This window comes from Ruegeria sp. C8, from assembly GCF_056537565.1.
Genome location: NZ_JBQFRV010000028.1, coordinates 1 through 18,738 on the forward strand (window position 1 = coordinate 1; position 18,738 = coordinate 18,738).

13 protein-coding genes and 3 pseudogenes are annotated in these 18,738 nt (G+C 52.4%); 5 read left to right on the top strand and 11 right to left on the bottom strand.

Annotated elements, in window-relative coordinates; genetic code table 11:
- Positions 1–148: 148 nt before the first annotated feature.
- Positions 149–856: an IS6 family transposase gene (locus ACR0KL_RS22205; protein WP_170681771.1), complete on the bottom strand. Its 708-nt coding sequence runs from the start codon at positions 854–856 to the stop codon at positions 149–151.
- 236 nt (positions 857–1,092) lie between these two features.
- Between ACR0KL_RS22205 and ACR0KL_RS22210 the strand changes: the two genes are divergently transcribed.
- Complete coding sequence (locus tag ACR0KL_RS22210; RefSeq protein ID WP_170642940.1) at positions 1,093–1,836, top strand: porin family protein; 744 nt, start codon at positions 1,093–1,095, stop codon at positions 1,834–1,836.
- A gap of 763 nt (positions 1,837–2,599) precedes the next feature.
- On the opposite strand, the pseudogene ACR0KL_RS22215 reads toward ACR0KL_RS22210, so the two are convergent.
- The 5 genes and pseudogenes from ACR0KL_RS22215 to ACR0KL_RS22235 all read right to left on the bottom strand — a co-directional run.
- Positions 2,600–2,719: pseudogene (locus tag ACR0KL_RS22215) on the bottom strand (IS6 family transposase); the annotation flags it as partial.
- A gap of 138 nt (positions 2,720–2,857) precedes the next feature.
- Positions 2,858–3,055: a hypothetical protein gene (locus ACR0KL_RS22220; RefSeq protein ID WP_480555609.1), complete on the bottom strand. Its 198-nt coding sequence runs from the start codon at positions 3,053–3,055 to the stop codon at positions 2,858–2,860.
- 496 nt (positions 3,056–3,551) lie between these two features.
- The gene (locus ACR0KL_RS22225; RefSeq protein WP_480777529.1) at positions 3,552–4,664 is read right to left on the bottom strand and encodes a cytochrome-c peroxidase; all 1,113 of its coding nucleotides are present in this window, start codon (positions 4,662–4,664) and stop codon (positions 3,552–3,554) included.
- Positions 4,665–4,672: 8 nt separating this feature from the next.
- Entirely contained in the window at positions 4,673–5,050 is a 378-nt protein-coding gene (locus ACR0KL_RS22230) for a hypothetical protein (protein ID WP_170681734.1), read from the bottom strand.
- Positions 5,047–5,697, bottom strand: coding sequence for an amidohydrolase family protein (locus ACR0KL_RS22235; protein WP_480777530.1), 651 nt, complete (start codon positions 5,695–5,697; stop codon positions 5,047–5,049). The genes ACR0KL_RS22230 and ACR0KL_RS22235 overlap by 4 nt, the downstream gene beginning before the upstream one ends.
- Before the next feature lie 644 nt (positions 5,698–6,341).
- Here ACR0KL_RS22235 and ACR0KL_RS22240 point away from each other — a divergent pair.
- Both ACR0KL_RS22240 and ACR0KL_RS22245 read left to right on the top strand, forming a co-directional pair.
- Positions 6,342–8,351 carry a peroxidase family protein gene (locus ACR0KL_RS22240; protein WP_170642944.1) on the top strand — a complete coding sequence of 670 codons (2,010 nt, stop codon included), beginning with the start codon at positions 6,342–6,344 and terminating at the stop codon, positions 8,349–8,351.
- A gap of 208 nt (positions 8,352–8,559) precedes the next feature.
- Positions 8,560–8,790 (top strand): annotated as a pseudogene (locus tag ACR0KL_RS22245) (alpha/beta fold hydrolase); the annotation flags it as partial.
- Positions 8,791–8,892: 102 nt separating this feature from the next.
- On the opposite strand, the pseudogene ACR0KL_RS22250 reads toward ACR0KL_RS22245, so the two are convergent.
- A pseudogene (locus tag ACR0KL_RS22250) lies at positions 8,893–9,599 on the bottom strand (IS6 family transposase).
- A gap of 163 nt (positions 9,600–9,762) precedes the next feature.
- Here ACR0KL_RS22250 and ACR0KL_RS22255 point away from each other — a divergent pair.
- Positions 9,763–11,574 (top strand): BCCT family transporter, encoded by a 1,812-nt coding sequence (locus tag ACR0KL_RS22255; RefSeq protein ID WP_170642945.1) that lies wholly within the window; start codon positions 9,763–9,765, stop codon positions 11,572–11,574.
- 21 nt (positions 11,575–11,595) lie between these two features.
- On the opposite strand, the gene ACR0KL_RS22260 is transcribed toward ACR0KL_RS22255, so the two are convergent.
- On the bottom strand, positions 11,596–12,204 hold the full coding sequence (locus tag ACR0KL_RS22260; protein ID WP_170565504.1) for a TetR/AcrR family transcriptional regulator: 609 nt from the start codon (positions 12,202–12,204) through the stop codon (positions 11,596–11,598).
- A 171-nt stretch (positions 12,205–12,375) separates the two neighbouring features.
- Between ACR0KL_RS22260 and ACR0KL_RS22265 the strand changes: the two genes are divergently transcribed.
- Positions 12,376–13,770 carry an aminotransferase gene (locus tag ACR0KL_RS22265; protein WP_170642947.1) on the top strand — a complete coding sequence of 465 codons (1,395 nt, stop codon included), beginning with the start codon at positions 12,376–12,378 and terminating at the stop codon, positions 13,768–13,770.
- Positions 13,771–13,834: 64 nt separating this feature from the next.
- On the opposite strand, the gene ACR0KL_RS22270 is transcribed toward ACR0KL_RS22265, so the two are convergent.
- Genes ACR0KL_RS22270 through ACR0KL_RS22280 form a run of 3 tightly spaced genes read right to left on the bottom strand, consistent with a single transcriptional unit; the run spans position 13,835 to position 18,703 of the window.
- Positions 13,835–15,403, bottom strand: a complete 1,569-nt coding sequence (locus tag ACR0KL_RS22270) for a trimethylamine methyltransferase family protein (protein ID WP_170565509.1) — start codon at positions 15,401–15,403, stop codon at positions 13,835–13,837.
- Positions 15,404–15,428: 25 nt separating this feature from the next.
- Positions 15,429–16,628 carry an aromatic ring-hydroxylating oxygenase subunit alpha gene (locus ACR0KL_RS22275; protein ID WP_170642949.1) on the bottom strand — a complete coding sequence of 400 codons (1,200 nt, stop codon included), beginning with the start codon at positions 16,626–16,628 and terminating at the stop codon, positions 15,429–15,431.
- Between the two features lie 8 nt (positions 16,629–16,636).
- Entirely contained in the window at positions 16,637–18,703 is a 2,067-nt protein-coding gene (locus tag ACR0KL_RS22280) for an oxidoreductase (RefSeq protein ID WP_480777531.1), read from the bottom strand.
- Positions 18,704–18,738 lie beyond the last annotated feature (35 nt).

Sequence of the window (18,738 nt, forward strand, 5' to 3'; positions counted from 1 at the left end):
TTTCTTCTGAGGTGTTGCCCTTTCTAGCCAAGACCGTTTCAGGGAACATTTCCCGGTACCAGCGCGCAGACATGATCCGACGACAATCTTCAGAAGGTGCTGTCAGACGAATTCGAACCAGTCTCAGTTTCCCGCGGATAGCGTGAACCTATCCGGAACAAAGTTGACGCCACTCGGCGAGAGCGGCGGTGCGTGTCAACTTGAAGGTATCTCTGCTGGCGAGCGATCTTTCCTGGTTGAAGTGGTTGTAGACGGAGGAATGGACGGCGGCGAATTTCTGCAAACTTCGCATGCGCCTAAACCGTTGCATCGCGCGTTCGCGTCGTCGGAAAGGAAGGTGTGAATTCTCAACTCGGTTGTTGAGCCACCTGCCCGTCTGCTGTTTTTTGGCAGTACCAAGCTCTCTGAAAGCGGCCCGATACGATGCGAAGCGATCCGTGACGACGGTTTCCGCTTTGCCGTGTCGCTTCATCAATTTCCTGAGAAATTTCAGTGCTGCAGCTTTGTTTCGGCGTTTGGTGACAACGGCTTCCAGCACCTCGCCTTCGTGATCAACAGCCCGCCAAAGATAATGCCGTTTGCCATTCACCTTCACGAAAACCTCGTCCACATGCCACTTCCATTTGGAGTATGCTCTCAATTGCTGAACCCGCTTCCGCCTGATTTCAGAAGCAAACATCGGGCCAAACCTGTTCCACCAATATCGAACGGTTTCGTGACTCACATCGATGCCTCGCTCGTGCAGCAGATCTTCCACATTTCGAAGCGAGAGAGGGAAACGGATGTACAGCATCACCGCAAGGCGGATGATCTCGGGGCTGGTTTTAAAGTATTTGAAAGAGGCAGGTCTGTTCATGGGCAAAAGCTACGCAACACCCCTGCCCGCCTCAAGCAAAGTTCTTCTGACAAAACCTTCAGTACACCTAAGCTGATGCTAACTCTAAATGATATGCTCTTTCTGCACTGCGTAGAACGCGGATCATATTGATTCAGATCAATGCTATAACTCTAATTCACATCAGAATGCTGGAATGCAAGTTCAGGCCTTCGCTGTCGAATGTTCTTGCAGTCGGTGTTTGTTTGGAGGGTACAATGCAACGGCTTCCCACATGGAGAACCGCGTTCTTAAGCTTAGCGTTTTTGGCGGCACCTATGGCAGCACATTCCAGCGACTGGAGTTTCGAAGCCACTATTTACCTCTTCATGCCAGAGACCGAAACGTCGCTGGACACTCCACGAGGCAACATCGATGCCACGCTCAGTTTTTCGGACGCGCTAAGCAACTTGGACCTTGCGTTTATGGGTACAATTGCTGCCAGCAATGGACGGTGGAGCTTATTGGCTGACTACAACTACACCGACCTTTCTTTCGGAGATGACACACCTGGCACCGCATTTTCCGGGCTGGACACGTCGCTAAAGACGCAGTTTCTGAGCGGCTATGTTGGTTACCGGGTCTATGAAGATTCAACTGTACAGGTCGACGTTGCAGGAGGTTTCAGGTGGTTTAGTACAGAAACTCAGTTCACGCTGTCACCCGGAGCGTTGCCAGGGCGTACAACCACTGTGGACGCAGACTGGACTGACCCCGTTGTCGGAGCCCGTGCTCGGTTTAAGTTCTCAGACAGGTGGACCGGCACGGCGTTTTTAGACTATGGCGGATTCAGCAGCGACAGTGAGACCTGGCAAGTGTTGTTGACCGCGGATTACTCAATAAACGAAAGATGGATGATTAGAGGCGGATATCGCTACATCACGTTCGATCACGAGATCAACGGCAACGACTTTACATTCAGTCAGTCGGGGCCGGTTATCGGTGCGACATACCGCTTTTGATTACCACCTGAAGAACTGTGTGCAATTGTGCGTGCGTGACACGGGTGCGATAGCGCTACACGAAGCAATGGATTTGCAAAGACTGCTGTTTCCGCGAAAGCTTGAGACAGACAGTTCTTGTTTGGGGTAGGAGCAGCTATTCCCTCGACCACGCTGGATGTCCACTTTGTAGACGATACTATCATTTGCTTGGCAGGGCCCATAGTTTGCTATGCAATTGTAAACTCGAGCTCTTCTAAAGACTGCCTTTCAAACAAATGATGGCCTCTTGGCGACGCCACTCACTCCACGTCACCAAGAGGCGAACCAGACAAATCTGGCGAATGCGTGAGCAACAGAGGTAATACAAATTTGCCACGCATTCGAATACTTGAATCCAAGATGCAACAATTCAAGTATTTTTACGCGCGGGAAGAATATTTTTATCGCGCGGACCATGCTTGCGTGAGTATTAGATCTCGCAGTCCTGCTTTTGAAAGTAGGGGCGAACTATGCAGGTAGTTGGTTACCAATTGGGAAAACACTGTCGTGAAGCAGTGGCCACACCAATCTGGTTAACTTTGCTTGCCCAAATACGAGTTCCAGATAGTCTGGGCAGTCCCATGACCAGACTATGGCCCGCGCTGTCTGTCATCCCAGATCCTGACGGCGCGGGTATTTGGATCACCACCACATTTTGCCCTGCCTTTAAAGTATTTGAATGAGGCAGGTCTGGTCATGGGCAAAAGCTACGCAACAACCCTACCCCGCTCAATCAAAGTTCTTCTGACAAGACCTCTTCGACATTCCGAAGCGCAAGCGGGAAACGGATGTACAACATTGCTGCAAGGCGGATGATCTCGGGGCTGGTTTTGAAGTACTTGAATGGCGATTGTTTAATCATGCGCGAAGGCCACGAGAGCACCCTGCCCCGCTCAAGCAAAGTTCTTCTGACAAGACCCTAAATCTCGCTATAGCCGAGCCTCGAAAGGGCACTAGCGACAGCAGGTTCTGTCGGATTCAAACTTCCTTCGCGTGCCCATTATTTGATGCATATTTCCGTTTCTCTGGGCTTAACAAATTCACTATCTTTAGCCAAAATTACTAAGGCAGCCTCACGAGGTGTAAGTCCCATCGCCTCACAGACTCCCATTGCGTAGAGTTGGTCATCTCTTTCACTTACTACCGAAGATACCTTCATGGCCGAGAGCGCCATATCTACACCGATTTCATAAACCATTGTTACTAAAACACCCTTTTAACCCAGTGATATGAAGTACAATGGACTTGGTGCTCGAAGCTTTGGTAAGGATTACGCGAACATTATTTATTCTTAATCAGTAGGCACTCTGAGATGGAACAACTATTGGATCGTTTCGTCTGCGGTTCTCGAAACAGCGTTTTGCGATGCATTCAATAACTTTCCTTGCCGCATTGGAAACAAACACGTTTGCATTTACACGCTGAAGTCTTACAAGAACACTTCCTTGTAGTACTTCGCGTCCACCCGTTTCCACTCGAGTAAAAGATCGTCGCAATCGGCAAAGTACCAACCCTCTGAATAGTTCTGCGCCATCTTGGTTGCACTGCGCCTAATCCGGGTCGCTTTCTGCCCGGGATAGCGGTCGTTCACGCTAGGTGCAGCGAATGACCGCTCCGAGCCCAAGGCGGAATCCCATCGTTAGGTCTAACTATTCAGAGAAGTGGAAAACCCCAAATTCCTCTCGGGTAAAGGTCTAAGGTTTGCTAGACAGCGTCACCAAGAACGCAACCAAGTCTGCAATCTCCTGCTCGGATAAACTCAATTTCGCGAGTATGGCTTCACCATCAGAGTGCAACCGTTCCATGTCAATTTCGCTGTAGTGTCGGATTACCGCATCCAAGTCGACCAAGTTGCCGTTATGCATGTAGGGCGCTGTTTCGGCTACGCCCCGCAGGCTGGGTGTCCTGAAGGTTCCAAAGTCAGAATGGCTCCTGCGCACACCGCGAACTGCCCAAGCCCCTTGCTTATCCGAATCGTCGCTCCAATCCCCGTCTAGGGTATATTTGCTTGATAGTAATATGTTCAATCCGCCAAACCGCCCTTCGTCTACTTCGGCTCCGTTTAGAAAATATGGTACGCCGGCGTCGTGGAACTCGTTGTTGGAGAATCTTGGACCGTTGTGGCAAAACACACAATTGCCGCGTCCCAAGAACAACTGAAGACCTCGCTGTGCAGCTTCAGGATAGTTCGCCGCCTCGGCAAAATCGCTGCGTTCCAGCGCGTCTCTAAAATCGTCAAATTGTGTCGGTTCTGTAATTAAAGTTTCCAGGTAGGCTGATAAAGCTTTGGCCGTGTTAACCAAAACCAATTCTGGGTCTTGCTTTTGGATCTCACCAAAAATCTTCTCAAAGTCATAAATATACGGACTGTCAGAAATTGCTGCTTTCAGACTCTCTCTATTGTGCGCCATCTCTTCGTCTTCGATGATGGGATGTAAGCTGGCGGCCCAGAGGTTGTCACTCTTGCCGCCCCAACCGTACCATCGAAGACCCGCTAGGTTTCTCAGAGATGGCGTGTTCCGATCTAGCAGAAACCGGCCGAATGCGCGCGCTTCTTTCGTAGTAAATGCCTGCTCAGGATCATGGCAACTTGCGCAGGCAAAGGCACCATCGACGGACAACAACGGATCGTTGAACAAAGCCTCGCCGAGCGCAATCGCGCTGGCATCGTTTGAAACTCTGTTACTTGGATCCGGCTGCAAAGATGGTGGCCACGGTCCGAAGGAAAGCGTTTGTTCAATTTCGTCTTCAGACAACAAAACTTCTGCATTCGCGGCACTTGCCAAGACCACCAACGCGACTGACACCCAAAGCCTCATCTCAGCTCAAGCTCGCTTGTATAGGAAACCGATTGCCCATCGTAGTCGACGTCCACTTGCAGTTCCCACAAACCTGGCATGTGAAACAACAGGTCATCGATACGGAATTTTCCTTCGTCCAACGCCGTTACCTTGGGAGTGTAGTTTAAACCGTGTTGGTGAGCCGGCATGATTGCATCGACAAGTATTTCCCTCACGGGAGTTTCATTGCAGACTTCGATTAGAATGGAAAACGGTTGAGCCAGTGGAATGACTCCTGACGAGACATAGACCTCAGGTGCGTTTGCGGCATCTGAAGCTGCGCGTTTCCCCGCCGCTTCACACGCAGCGACCGGCCCTGATGAAATCAAAAACCAAAAAGCCCAGAGGTTCATTCTTTTGCCAGCATACGTTCCGCGTTTACGTACGCAATATTGTCTGCAATCTGATTTGGAAGAAGGCTTAACCATTCACGCGAATAGTCGGCATGAGGGCCAACGTAGTACCAACGCTCTGGGGCGAATGTATCCGTGCCAACCATAAAACGATCGGGATGTGCTTCAAACGCGGCCTTCCAACCAGGGTCGACGCGGCCCTGTGAAATCATACCTGAACGAAACGCTAGATCGGCCCAGAGTCTAGGGTGGGTGTCCAGGGCGTCTACCGCACTTTCAGGATCGACAAAGCCTGAATGGGCCCACAAAACGCGGGCTTCGGGCCATGTTTCGAAAATCAGGTCAACCGCCTCGCGATCGCCGTGGTGATGCAGAATTAAATTCCGTTCTTTTGCCAAAGCGATCATATGCTGGATGACCGGCGTTTTGATATCATTGCCATAAGCGTGAAACTCGCCGATGGCTTCGTATTCGTTCTTCGCCAGATTTGTTTCCAGATAGTCGACTACAGTTTCGTCGTGCATCCAGGTGTTGATCTCTCCGCGACGACGGTAAGGACGAAGTGCCGGGACAACGATATCTGGCGCTGCGTCCAAGAGCAGTTGAGTACCATTGTCATCAGAGCTGGAAACAAGCGCCTTTCGCACGCCAGCATCCCGCAAAATCCTAGCCACTTGTTCAGGTGGGACCAGCTCCACAGCGTCGTGACTGTAGTGAATATGCGCATCAAAGATTGGTCGGTCATCTGCGGTCGCTGTACCGTTCAAAACGACTAAGGCAAAGAGAAGGAGATATCTTAGCACCGTAAGCTTCCTCATTTGAACTATTGCATTTCTGACAGTGGTGTATCGTAGCAGAACGTCCAGAGCCTACGACGATCGGCCAGTATAAAGCCAATCATTTTGCCAGTTGATTTTGGTCGCGTAGAACGCCTGCTTTGTCCGCAGAGCAATCATTCGTCGCAACTCTTTTCAATGTCTGCTTTGCGGAACAAACGGTCTCAGCGTTTTTCTCGAGTGTTGCGACCAAGCGCTACTCATCCAAGAAACGGGTATTGTTTTTTGGTTTGCGCTTATCCAAGCGGTCGACCGCCGATACTTCTCAGAACTAGCGGCTTGTTGCTCGCATCGAGGCGCGATGAATTCTTAACTCATTATTATTGCGGATTTTTGTAACGCTGGGTCGGGGTGCACCCAATCTGCGGCGGCTTTCACTCGGCTGTCGCTCAAATTGAACATGAACATTCACAATGCGCGCTGATTACCTCGGCGCGTGGCAAGAGAGGTGCGCTATGAAGCAGAGCTCCGCAAGAAGACAACCAAGAGACGATCGACAAGACCGCCGGTCAAACGAGAACTTCGAAGAGCGCGGTGATCGTCAACGTGAAGATCGACATGGCCGAGACGAAAACCCACGTTCCGAAGATGTAAGCGAGATAGTAGCTCGCGCCGTAGATGGAACCGGCAACAACGCGGCGAAAGTTGACTGGGGTTCTGCCGGACAGGACCTACTTAGACTGGCACCAAACAGTTTTGTGGATGGTATCGGAGAGATGGACGTCAGCAGACCAAATCCACGTGCAATCTCCAATGCGGTTGTTGCCCAGGAAGGTGAGATTCCCAGCAGTTTTGGTATCAGCGATATGGTTTGGGCCTGGGGTCAGTTTATTGATCATGACCTTGACCTGACCGAGGGCGGAGACACCGAATTCGCTCCGATCGTCGCCCCTGTGGGTGATACTGTTTTTGAGCCCGGCGGCGTAATTTCCTTCTTCCGGGCTGATCCGGTTGAAGGCAGTGGCGAGGATTTTGAGCGCACATATCACAACGAAATCACGGCGTTTATTGATGGCAGTATGCTTTATGGCTCTGACCAAGCTACAGCCGCCACACTGCGTGATGGAGCCTATCTGATACTGGACGACAATGGGTTGCTAGTTCAAACCGAGGATGGCGGTGTTCTTGCGGGGGACGTACGCGCAGCAGAGAATATCGCGCTGACGTCTCTGCACACACTGTTCGCGCGCGAACACAACCGGTGGGTGGATACACTTGCAGAACGACAGCCTGGTTTGTCCGAAGAAGAGCTTTTTGATGCAGCCCGCATGCGGGTCGAGGCAGAGTTGCAGGCGATTACCTTCAACGACTTCCTACCAATCCTCGTCGGTGAAGAAGCTATCTCTAGTTATTACGGATATGATCCGACGATCAATCCGGGTATCGCAGTCGAATTCTCAGCTGCGGCCTATCGGTTTGGCCATTCTCTTTTGTCGTCAGATCTGTTGCGTCTTAACGAAGATGGCAGCAGCATCGCGGAAGGGTCTATTGCGCTGCAGGATGCCTTCTTAAACCCGCAAGCCATTGAAGACGCAGGGGGAATTGATCCAATCCTACGCGGATTGATGGGAAGCACAGCCCAAGAGCTTGATACTATGGTCGTCGAGGACGTACGTTCCTTCCTGTTTGCTCCCGATGGGTCCTTCGGGCTGGATTTGGCATCGATCAATATTCAGCGCGGTCGAGACCTTGGCGTCGCCAGCTACAACGACCTGCGTGAAGCGTTCGGTCTGGAACGGGCGGAAGACTTCTCGGGCGTGACATCGGATGCCGAAATAGCGGCAACGCTTTCGGACCTTTACGACAGTGTTGACGACCTAGACGCCTGGATCGGCGGGCTGGCCGAAGACCCCGCAGACGGCGGTATTCTGGGTGAAACCTTCTCGGCAGTGATAGTCGATCAGTTCCTGCGTCTGCGGGATGGCGATGCCTATTGGAGTGAAGCCGGGTATCTGAACAAAAGTGACGTAAAGGCCCTCTGGGATACGACTCTGGCGGATGTGATTGCGGCAAACACTGGTATCGAGCATCAGCAAGAGGATGTATTCTTTGCTGCTGGACGTATCGGCGGAACCAATGAAAACGATGTTCTCACTGGGACCGATGACCGCGATCTCTTGATTGGCTTTGAAGGCGATGACGTAATCACCGCAGCAAACGGCGATACCGTGGTTGGCGGTAGCGGAACCGACCGGTTTGTCTTTGAAGAAGGCGGAGCATTCATCGCTGACTTTAGCAAAGCAGATGACGATATGATCCAGATTGATGGCAGTGCCTCGCGTGTTTTAATCAGCTACGAAGTGGAGGACGACGAAATCACAACGCTGCTAACGTTGTCATACGGTCGTCGAAGCGAAGTCGAGGAACAGGAAATCCTGATCGCTGGAGACATCGTGGAGGCGGATGATCTAGAGACACAGATCTCGATCAGCGTTGACCACAGTAGCCTAGACTTGATTGCCTAGATGCTGACGAGAGGCAACACTTTGGCAATTGACTAAGACTTCATACACAGTCAGAAAATTTGCCTCTGGTATTCGCAAACAGGGCCTGCTCTGTTTGCGATTTTATCCACTACCTTTGTCATGTTTGGAAAATAAGTTGGCCAGTAAATCCGCATTTAGTTCCGACGGGATAAAGTTCTCGGTACACGGCGAATTCACAGACGATACCATGGTGTTTCAACGCGGTTTGTGCGACACCGCTCAATTTCCAATTGAGGCTTTTCCGAAGGACACAATTACAAGTGTTGCCGCGATGGAATTTCGCGGACATGGCGACTCAGAAACCGGGCCTGTTGATGACTTCTCGATCAGACAATTCACAGACGACACAATTGCGCTCATAGAGGCAAAGGCTTCCCGTCCTGTGGTAATCGGTGGTATTTCCATGGGTTCTGCAGTTGCTCTGCGTGTGGCAGCTAAGCGACCTGAGCTTATCCGAGCATTGGTGGGGTGCTGTCAGACGAATTCGAACCAGTGTCAGTTTGCTGCGAAAACCGCGCACCTATCCGGAACAAAGTTGACGCCACTCGGCGAGAGCGGCGGCGCGGGTCAGCTTGAAGGTGTCCCGGCTGGTCAGCGATCTTTCCTGGTTGAAGTGATTGTAGACGGAGGAATGGACGGAGGCGAATTTCTGTAGACTTCGCATGCGCCTGAAACGCTGCATCGCGCGTTCGCGTCGTCGAAACGGGAGGTGCGAATTCTCGACTCGGTTGTTGAGCCACCTGCCCGTCTGTTGTTTTTCAAGCGCGCCCATTTCTCTGAGCGCAGCCTTGTAGGAAGCGAAGCGATCTGTGACGATCTCTTCGGCACAACCATGCCGCTTCATCAATTTCTTGAGGAATTTCAGTGCTGCAGCTTTGTTTCGACGCTTCGTGACAACGGCTTCCAGCACCTCACCTTCGTGATCAACAGCCCGCCAAGATAATGCCGCTTGCCGTTCACTTTCACGAATACTTCGTCCACGTGCCACTTCCATTTTGAAAAGGCTCGGAGTTGCTGAACCCGTTTTCTTCGGATCTCTGATGCAAACATCGGGCCGAAACGGTTCCACCAATATTGGACGGTTTCGTGGCTCACCTCAATTCCCCGTTCGTGCAATAAGTCTTCCACATTTCGAAGCGAGAGCGGGAAACGGTTGTATAGCATCACCGCAAGGCGGATGATCTCTGGGCTGGTTTTGAAGTATTTGAAAGAGACAGGTCTGGTCATGGGTAAAAGCTACGCAACCGCCCTGCCCCGCTCAAGCAAAGTTCTTCTGACAAGACCAATCCCGCTGCTACACTCCTAATCTGGCTGAAACTAAAATAGTCTGAAACCCAGCGACTGACACCGCGGCGTGCAAAGCAGTCAATTTATGTAAGACCGGGAAAACATGGCGCTTGAAGAACCTTTCACAGAACTCAAAATAAGAACTCAGGGAACTGGCTTTTACAAAGGATATAGCCTGCCGATTGCGCTGGTAAGCAAACTTTCGGTTTCTCTGCTCGTTCTCTGGGCGCTGGTTTGGCCACTATCTGCGAACGATACACTGCGATCCTGGAAGTCAGGAGTGCTGGCCGAGTTCAACACATTCTACAACCTTTCCGTTGGATTATTTGTATTTTTCCTTTTCCTTATCGCGCTCATACCTTCAACCGGCCGAATGAGGCTGGGTTTAGAAGATGAGAAACCGGAATTTTCAAACTTCTCTTGGTTTTCGATGATGTTTGGGGCGGGTCTAGGCGTGGGCCTAATGGTCTATGCAACCGCCGAACCACTCGGCCTTTGGGAAACAAATCCATTGACTATTTCCGGGGAAGTCGCACCCAAAAGCGAGGACGCTATTGATGGAGCCTACCGCTATACCTTTTTGCACACCGGATTTCACGCCTGGGCAATATACGTCGTCACCGGCCTTAGCCTTGCCTATTATGCGTTTACAAGAGGCATGCCGCTAACAATCCGCACCGCACTGACCCCATTGCTTGGAGAATACTCAAACGGTGTTGCAGGCCATGTGGTCGATGTACTCGGCGTCGTTGCGACAATACTCGGCGTGGCGGTAACGATCGGTTATGGCGTTTCTCAATTGGTGGACGGTGCGTTTCTAATTACCGGTGCGAATTGGCTTGTTGAAAAAGAAGTAACCAAAGTGATCCCGTCGACCGCCGGCCTAATTACGGCGTTGATCGTTGTTATGATTATGTCGACACTCTCAGCCGTCTCTGGCGTGGGGCGTGGTGTCAAATACTTGTCAAATATTAATCTTCTCTTTTCACTGGTATTGCTGGCGGTATTCATTGTTTATGGTTCATTCGCTTTTGCGGCGACGACCTACGCCACAGCACTGGTTGACTATATCAAAAACTTTGTCCCGCTGAGTTTCCAAGCTTTTCGACCGATTTCCGAAGGCGAGTTTGGCTCCGCATTGCCAGCTGAGGCTGCGCCCTTTGTCGGCGAACTCTTCGCGGGTGCAACTGATCCCTGGGGAACAAAAGCAACCTATCTTGAGGGTTTGAGCAACGATACAGCCGATCTTTCTGACGCGACCAAGACTGCAGCTTATGACGCGGGCACACGAGGCAGGTTGTTCGGATGGCAGGCCGGATGGACTACATTTTATTGGGCATGGTGGATCGCGTTTTCGCCCTTTGTCGGCCTTTTCCTAGCGCGTATCTCCAGAGGGCGAACCGTACGCGAGTTCATATTTGGCGCGGTCATTGCCCCGTCCCTCGTTTGTTTCGCGTGGATGGCCATTCTGGGTGGAGCGGCCATCGACCTGGAACTAAATGGGAATGCAAGTGGATCAATCCTCGCAGCTTCAACGACGGCAACCCTGTTCGTCACATTGGGGGAAATGATATCGGGCAACTTGCTCGCGGTAGTGAGTGTCATGTGTGTGCTCTTAACCATGACATTCCTTGTCACGTCCGCCGACTCTGGCATCCTTGTGATGAACACGATCATGTCCGGCGGGTCTGAAAACACCGGCCTTCTTCATCGTATCCTTTGGGGTGTTCTTCTGACTCTTGTAATTGGAACTCTGCTGATCGCTGGCGGCGGCGGATTGGAAGCATTGACCAATTCGATGATCATCGGGGCATTGCCGTTCAGCGTCGTTTTGCTACTGATGTGCGTCTCTCTGGCCAAAGCAATGATCAACGACTTGCGCCGATTGAACCACAAGACTCGGACGGGTTCGTGATTGCCCGTGGCTAGTTCCCAGTCACCTACTCCCGCGGATCGACCGAGTGCCAAAGTGTTTAGGAAACATCGATTGCAGCACAAACAGGCAGATCTTCAAAGCCTCGGAGGGGTTGAAGATATCTGAGTGCAAATGGTAGTCGGTCCAAAGCCCTTCCAACAAAGCAACCAACGCGTCTGTTGCAAGTTTGGCGCTTACATCCTCGTATTCGCCTTCACCCTTTATTTGTTCCAACAACTCCAGGATCACCGCGCGGAAACCTTTGTCGCGCGAGTCGATGAAAGGAAATATGTTCGGGTTCGAGAGCGCTTCAGCCCGAAAGGAAAACCAGATCGCGACGTCCCGCGCATTTAGGACCAGTGGGTCGAAATCTGCCTTTATAATAGAGACTAGCTTGTCTGCCGGGTCTAACTCTGGATTGACTGCAATGGCCGTCCACTGCTCCGCGTATCGGACTGACAATTCCTCAGCCACTGCAAGCAGCAGCTTTTCCTTGGAACCAAAGTGTAGGTTGACCATCCCTTGCGATAATCCCGACAATTCTTGGATTCTTGCCGAAGTTGTTCCGCGTATTCCGTATCTATAAATGGCGTCCGCAGCCGATTGGATCAGCAGCTTTCGGTTCTGCAATTTACCCAGGTCTCGGGCATTGGTTGGTGTATCACGCTCGAGATTAATCTTATTTCTCCTTCACTGGGGTAGTCGCCTTTGTCTTCTCGCATTTAGCGTTAAGACAGTTCAAGGATTGACATTGAATGAATGCTTGTTCAATTTGTGATTTATATTACATTAAGGTGCTGCATGACCCTTTTCAACTCCGACTTTCGGTCCATACGAGAATGGGACAACGAACATTTCCTGCACCCTTGGGAAGGGATGTCACACCTTGGCCAAAATGAACGAACCTTTGCCGAAAGCGGCCTTGGCGTTCATGTCGTCACAGAGGACGGAAAGCGCCTGATAGACGGCCCTGCTGGCATGTGGTGCATTCAATTGGGCTATGGAAACAACGAGATTGCCGATGCGATGGCTCAGCAGGCGAAACAGATGGCGTATTTTTCGCCCTTCAACAACGCCAACTCAACTCCGGCCCGTTTGGCACATGAAATCGCCAAGAGAACGCCGGGCGATTTGAACCATGTGTTCTTCACGACCGGTGGTTCAACGGCCGTGGATAGCGCTCTGCGGTTTGTACAATTTCGCAATAACCTGTTGGGAAAACCTCAAAAGAAAATCGTGATCTCGCGCCAGAAAGCATATCACGGATCGACCTATTTGGCGGCCTCGGTATCCGGAAAAGAGCGCGACAAAGGGTGGTTGGACCAAGCCTCGGACCTGACGCGGTTTTTGCCGAACGTGAATCCGTATATACGTCGCCCCGATCAGACGGTCGATGACTTTCTGGACGAAAAAATTGCAGATCTGGAGAACATGATACTGCAAACCGGAGCAGACAAGGTCGCTGCCTTCATCGCTGAACCGATACTGTGCTCTGGTGGCGTCATTGTGCCTCCGCAGGGGTATCATCAGCGCTGTCTTGAAATCTGCCGGAAATACGATGTCCTGTATATTTCAGACGAGGTCGTAACCGGATTTGGGCGGCTTGGACATTGGTTTGCTTCAGAAGACGTCTTTGGGATTAAGCCCGACATCATAACCTGCGCCAAAGGCATGACGTCTGGGTACGTACCCATGGGGGCTTGTATCATCTCTGACCGGCTGATTGCAGATGTAAGCGGAGACAATGCGCAGAACGCTACGTTTTCAAACGGCTTCACTTACTCAGGCCATCCAGTAAGCGCGGCGGCAGGCCTGAAGACGATTGAAATCATGGAGCGCGACGGCGTTCTGGAACATGTCCGCGCAATCACGCCGCTCTTCGAAGAGCGCCTCCAGGCTCTGGCAGATTTGCCGCTCGTCGGTGATGCGCGCGGCATGGGGCTCGTTGGCTGCGTCGAATGTGTTGCAGACGCAAAAGCAGATAATGCACTGGACCTAGATAAATCTGTCGGCGCTTTGATTGATCATCATTGTCAGGAGAACGGGCTGATTCTGCGGCCGATCATCAACATGTGCGTGTTTTCCCCACCTCTGATCATTACCGAAGGCGAGTTGAACCAGATGTTCGACGTCCTTGAAAAAGGTATCCAGCTGGCAACCGAAGACCTAAAGCAGCAGGGTACGTTTAAACCTTAGGAACTGCCTCGGCGCGCCATCGCGATTTTCATGGTTGCTATGCCTTCGCTTAAGTGCGCTGCGTTTAACCTGCCCGCATCACCTCTGGTGGCAATTTGATCGGGAACTTGGACCGAACCTCCGCATCCGCCTTGCTGCCAAAATAGTTTGGATAGTGATTGGATAGAATGTCGTTCACGACTGACCGGCTCCGTTCAAACATATCCTGACGACCGGCTTTTTGCCAAGTATCGGTTAGCTCCCGATCCATCAGGGTTGGATAGACATACTCAGTCTCCATGTATTGCAAGGTCTGCGTGTTGCCGAGGAAATGACCGGGATCAATTGCACATTCGTGGATGACGTCAACCGACAGAGTGTCGTCGCTCACCTCGATACCACGCAGGGTTCGTGAGATCATACCCGCGGCCTCGTTGTCGATGACCATGGACTCAAAGCTGCAACCCATCAGGCTGCCGAGCATACCGCCAAATTCGCAGAGCCTGTTGGCCCCAGCATGAGCCGCTAATGCGAAAGTCAACGCCTTTTCCAGACCATATTGTGCGTCAGGAATCTTGGAATCCGTCATGCCGCAACCAACGCTGGTCGGCAGGTTGTAGAAATTGCCCATTTGGATAGCCGCCGCGGATATCAATGCTTGCTCACCACTGCCACCCGTAAATGAACCAGTTCGCAGGTCAGTAATAAACGGCCAAGCTGCAAAGACGACGGGGGTGCCCGGGTTAATCAGGTTGGCAATTGCGACGCAAGATAGGGTCTCGGCTACGGCTTGCGCCAAAGTCCCGGCCAGAGGCGCAGGCGACGTCGCCCCAGCCTGTGGCGGAACAGCTAAATCGCAGACAAGCCCCATCTTCGCTGTATCAATCAGGATCTCCAAGTTTTCCCGCCCAAACCGGAGCGGGGATACTATGGGACAACCGCCAAAAATGACTGAGGGTTTCTCGAGGAATTTACCCTCCCCGCCTGATGCCAGATCGAACAGATGAATCGCGTCCTGAATATGCTCTCGAGTACGGAACGTCAGGCAAGATGGTTTTTCGCTACCCGCCAGAATGGCGTAGAGCATGCTCATGTCGTGCTCGTAGTCTTGTGGCACATCCGTTGCCAAAACCGTATCACCGGTCATGTGGATATTATCGAGCCGGTCAACCAATCGTGTAAAGTCGTAAATGTCTTTGAGCGTCGACGGCCGGTAACTGCGAGTTTCCGCATCAAACGTTGTCACAGCGGTGCCGGAGTTCGCATAGTACACCTTGTCTTTGGTGCAGTGCATGTCATCCTTACCGGCCCGCGATCCGCGTGCATGGACATAGAACTCACGGGCCGCCTTAGCCAAAAGATCTTCCATCAACGCGCGAGGAAAGCACAGCCTACCATGCTCGTTCAACGTCGCACCTTTGGACAGCACGAGATCGAGAACTTCCTGCGTTGGATCACCGACGCCCGTACGCTCCAGAATGCTAAGGGCGGCCTCGTGAATATTTGACATGTCAGCATCTGAAAGGGGCTTGTAGCGCCCACCCGAAATGCCCGGCCAGATCGCTTGCGAAGCGACGTTGCTGGTTCGCACGGCTGCACGTGCTTCGCGCCCACCCCCGCGCCGTCTTGATCTGCGCTTCGTTAATTCTGTCATAGTATTTCTCCGAATTCTGAGCGTGTCAGATCATGCTGAAGTAATTGCGATAGAAACCCGGAATGCTCCATTCCATCTCGGACAGCGGTCCCGGCACGAAGCGGTGGGAGTTCACGCCCTCTTGGTTGTGACGGATGATCCGCTCATCATCGAGCGACGTGACATGCCAGAGCCATGTAATGGCATCCTTGTTATAGTCCCGACCTTCTTCAGCATCGCCGCGCACATACCAGACGATTTGAATATCCGTTTCCTGCAGCGCGCGTGGGACGAACCGGTAGCCAACCATGTGATCTGCATAAACAAGGAAGTAGTTCAGCGTCCCGATCCCCAGATCGGTGGCACCGCCATCGTGACCTTTCAGTTCACCCAAAGGCGGCGCCAGCGAAGCGCCATCCTTACTACCGGTCAAATAGCCGGGAAACAGCGGGTAGCGGCGCCAATAGACATCTGCACCCGGGGCGAGCGCGTTATCTCCGGTCAGGTCCAGCTCCTCAACGGGCACTCCGGCTTCTTTCATCCGCTCATGAAGTGCGCCGCTGAACTCCAGAACCTGAGCGGGGTCTTTCAACGAATGGCTGCGCGAATAGTCCTGATGAGACGGCGCGCAGTGGTAGCATTCCAGGTAATTCTCCAAAGCCAGTTTCCAATTTGCTGGAACTGGGTATGAGGCTTCATGAGCGACCTTCAGGTTTTCAAATTCGAACGGTTTTGACAGTGGGGCCAACTGCACCAACGCAGCATCTAGCGGCGGGGCGTCTTCAGCTGCGCAGACAAAAATCAGACCTTGGAATATCTTCACCTGAACCGGGAGCAATCCGTATTGGCCCGGGTCGAAATTCGACCCCATTGAACGCCCGTTTCGTAGCTTGCCGTTCAGATCAAAAGTCCACGCATGATAGGGGCAGATGAAATTGCGTGCCTTGCCTTTCCGTTCAATGCAAACCCGCGATCCCCGGTGGCGGCAAACGTTCAGATGCGCGCGCACCTCACCTTCGCGATCCCGAACGATGATGATGGACTCGGGCCCATAGTCGAACAGGAAAAAGTCCCCCGGTTCTGCGACCTGACTAACATGGCCGACCCAGATCCAGTTACGGTTCCAGAACGCGCCGATATCGTTCTCGTATACTGCTTGAGACGTATAGAAGTGACGAGGCAGGGCGAACCCTTCCTGTTGCGCGTCCATCAAATCGCGCATTACTTGCAGGTCATCTTTTGGCATTGCGCACCTCATGCAGACTCAAGGGAAATGACTTCCCGGCGGAAGAATTCACTGTCGATGTCGTCCGCGTTACGTTCGAAATTCCGGGCAGCCATGTGACCCGAGTATACAGCATCCGCGATCAAGCCGGGGTTTGCGGCATCTCCGATTAATTCCAACGTTTTCAGCGGACTTGCCGTCAAACCGCAAAGCTCGTCGTAAAGAGTGGTTTCTCGCATTCGCTGCGTCACCAGTACCACAGAGCTGCATTCAATGGAGTTCTCTCGCCCCGTGTAGACGCACTGCAATGTCGCCTGGCCGGGCGCGATACCGGCCAAGGTCTGGGACAGGTTCAGACGAACGCCTTTTTCCAACAGACTGCGTTGCACTTTAGTCTGCTCCAACGTCAATTCGGTAAACGGCGAAACTATTGAGGCCGGCGTTACAAAGACAACCTCTCGCCCAACCTGAGCCAAATGATCAGCCAAGACTCCACCGAGATAGGCTTGATCATCATCGTAGACCACAATCGGGCCGTCCTGCGGCATGACTCCGGCCACAATGTCATCCGGAGTGAAAATCTGAGAACCTAAACCGATTGATACACCGTGAAATGCAGATTTCCCGCGCCCGTCTCGCTGCCATTTTGCGCCGGTTGCAACAAAGACGTTCGGTATACCCAACTCGATGACCTCACTTGCTGACAAACGGCTGTCGGTGAACAGTTGAACGTTCCCGCGTTGTTGCAGGTCGTAGATTCTGTGATCTGTCACACGCTTCCAAGCGGATAGCCCGGTCAGGGCAGCTTCCTGCATCACACGGCCGCCGAACTCTTGCTTTGCTTCCGCCAGAGTTACCTCGTAGCCCCGCCGCGCCAATTGCATGGCGCATTCAAGTCCGGCTGGTCCGCTGCCGACAACAAGCGCAGCTTCCTCGTTTACCCGACGCTCAATGATCTCAGGATGCCATTTCCTCCGCCACTCTTCACCCATAGTCGGGTTTTGAGTGCAGCGTATTGGGACGCCGAGAGAGTCGGATGAAACACAGATATTGCAACCGATACACTCACGTATTTCTTCGATGCGATCTTCCCTAATTTTGTTGGGCAGAAACGGATCGGCGATGGATGGTCGCGCCGCGCCGATAAAATCAAGGATGCCCTTCCTGACCAGTGACGCCATCAAGTCCGGCGACGTAAGGCGCCCGACGCCCACAACAGGCTTAGAAGTCACCTGTTTCACGAACTCGATATATGAGGTCTGAAAGCCGTCGCGGGGCTCGAACCGGGTCGTAGCAGAGTCGTTGCTCCAATCCGCCACATTAACATCCCAAAGGTCTGGAAGCTCGGCCAGCAATTCGACTACTGCACGGCCTTCTTCCTGCGCTTGCATCCCCTCTGACCCGAGCATTTCATCAACCGCGAACCGAAGGGCAATGGCGCAATCATCTCCGACCTCTTCCTTGGTTTCTTCCAGAAGCTCGCGGGTAAGTCGCACCCGGTTCTCCAACGAACCTCCATATTCATCCGTCCGATCATTGAACTGTGGCAGCAGAAAATGATGAGGCAATGTCATGTGATGCCCCGCATAGACATACACAATGTCGAACCCGGCTTCGCGCGAACGACGAGCCGCCGCGCGATGCCACTTGCGAAATTCTCGAATGTCAGCCTTGTCCATTGCCCTTGCCTGTTTCGGGTATGGAGTCTGCAAGACAAGTTCTGATGGGGCCAGCAGAGGCGCGCGGGTCAGGTGGTTTTGGGCATGGTGCCCGTTATGCGCCAATTGGATTGCCGCGAGCGAGCCCTTCTGATGAATTGAGTTGGTTATCAGACGCAGTGCGGGAATATCCTGATCGTCCCAAATTCGGTTTTCAGAATAAGGAGACAAATCCGAAGTCGGATGAATCTCGGCCTCCTGAGTAGACACCACTGCCCAACCGCCCTCGGCTTTCATCGCCCGCATGGCAGCTTCGGCCTGAGGTCGCAAATGACCCAAACCATTGCAGTGGGGCACCTGGTAGAACCGGTTTCGAGCCGTTACTGGCCCGATCTTGACCGGTTCGAAGAGAACAGAATACTCGTCAGCGCCTGACATTGCCGCGCTTCCTCCAAGGAAATTGGAAATTGGTT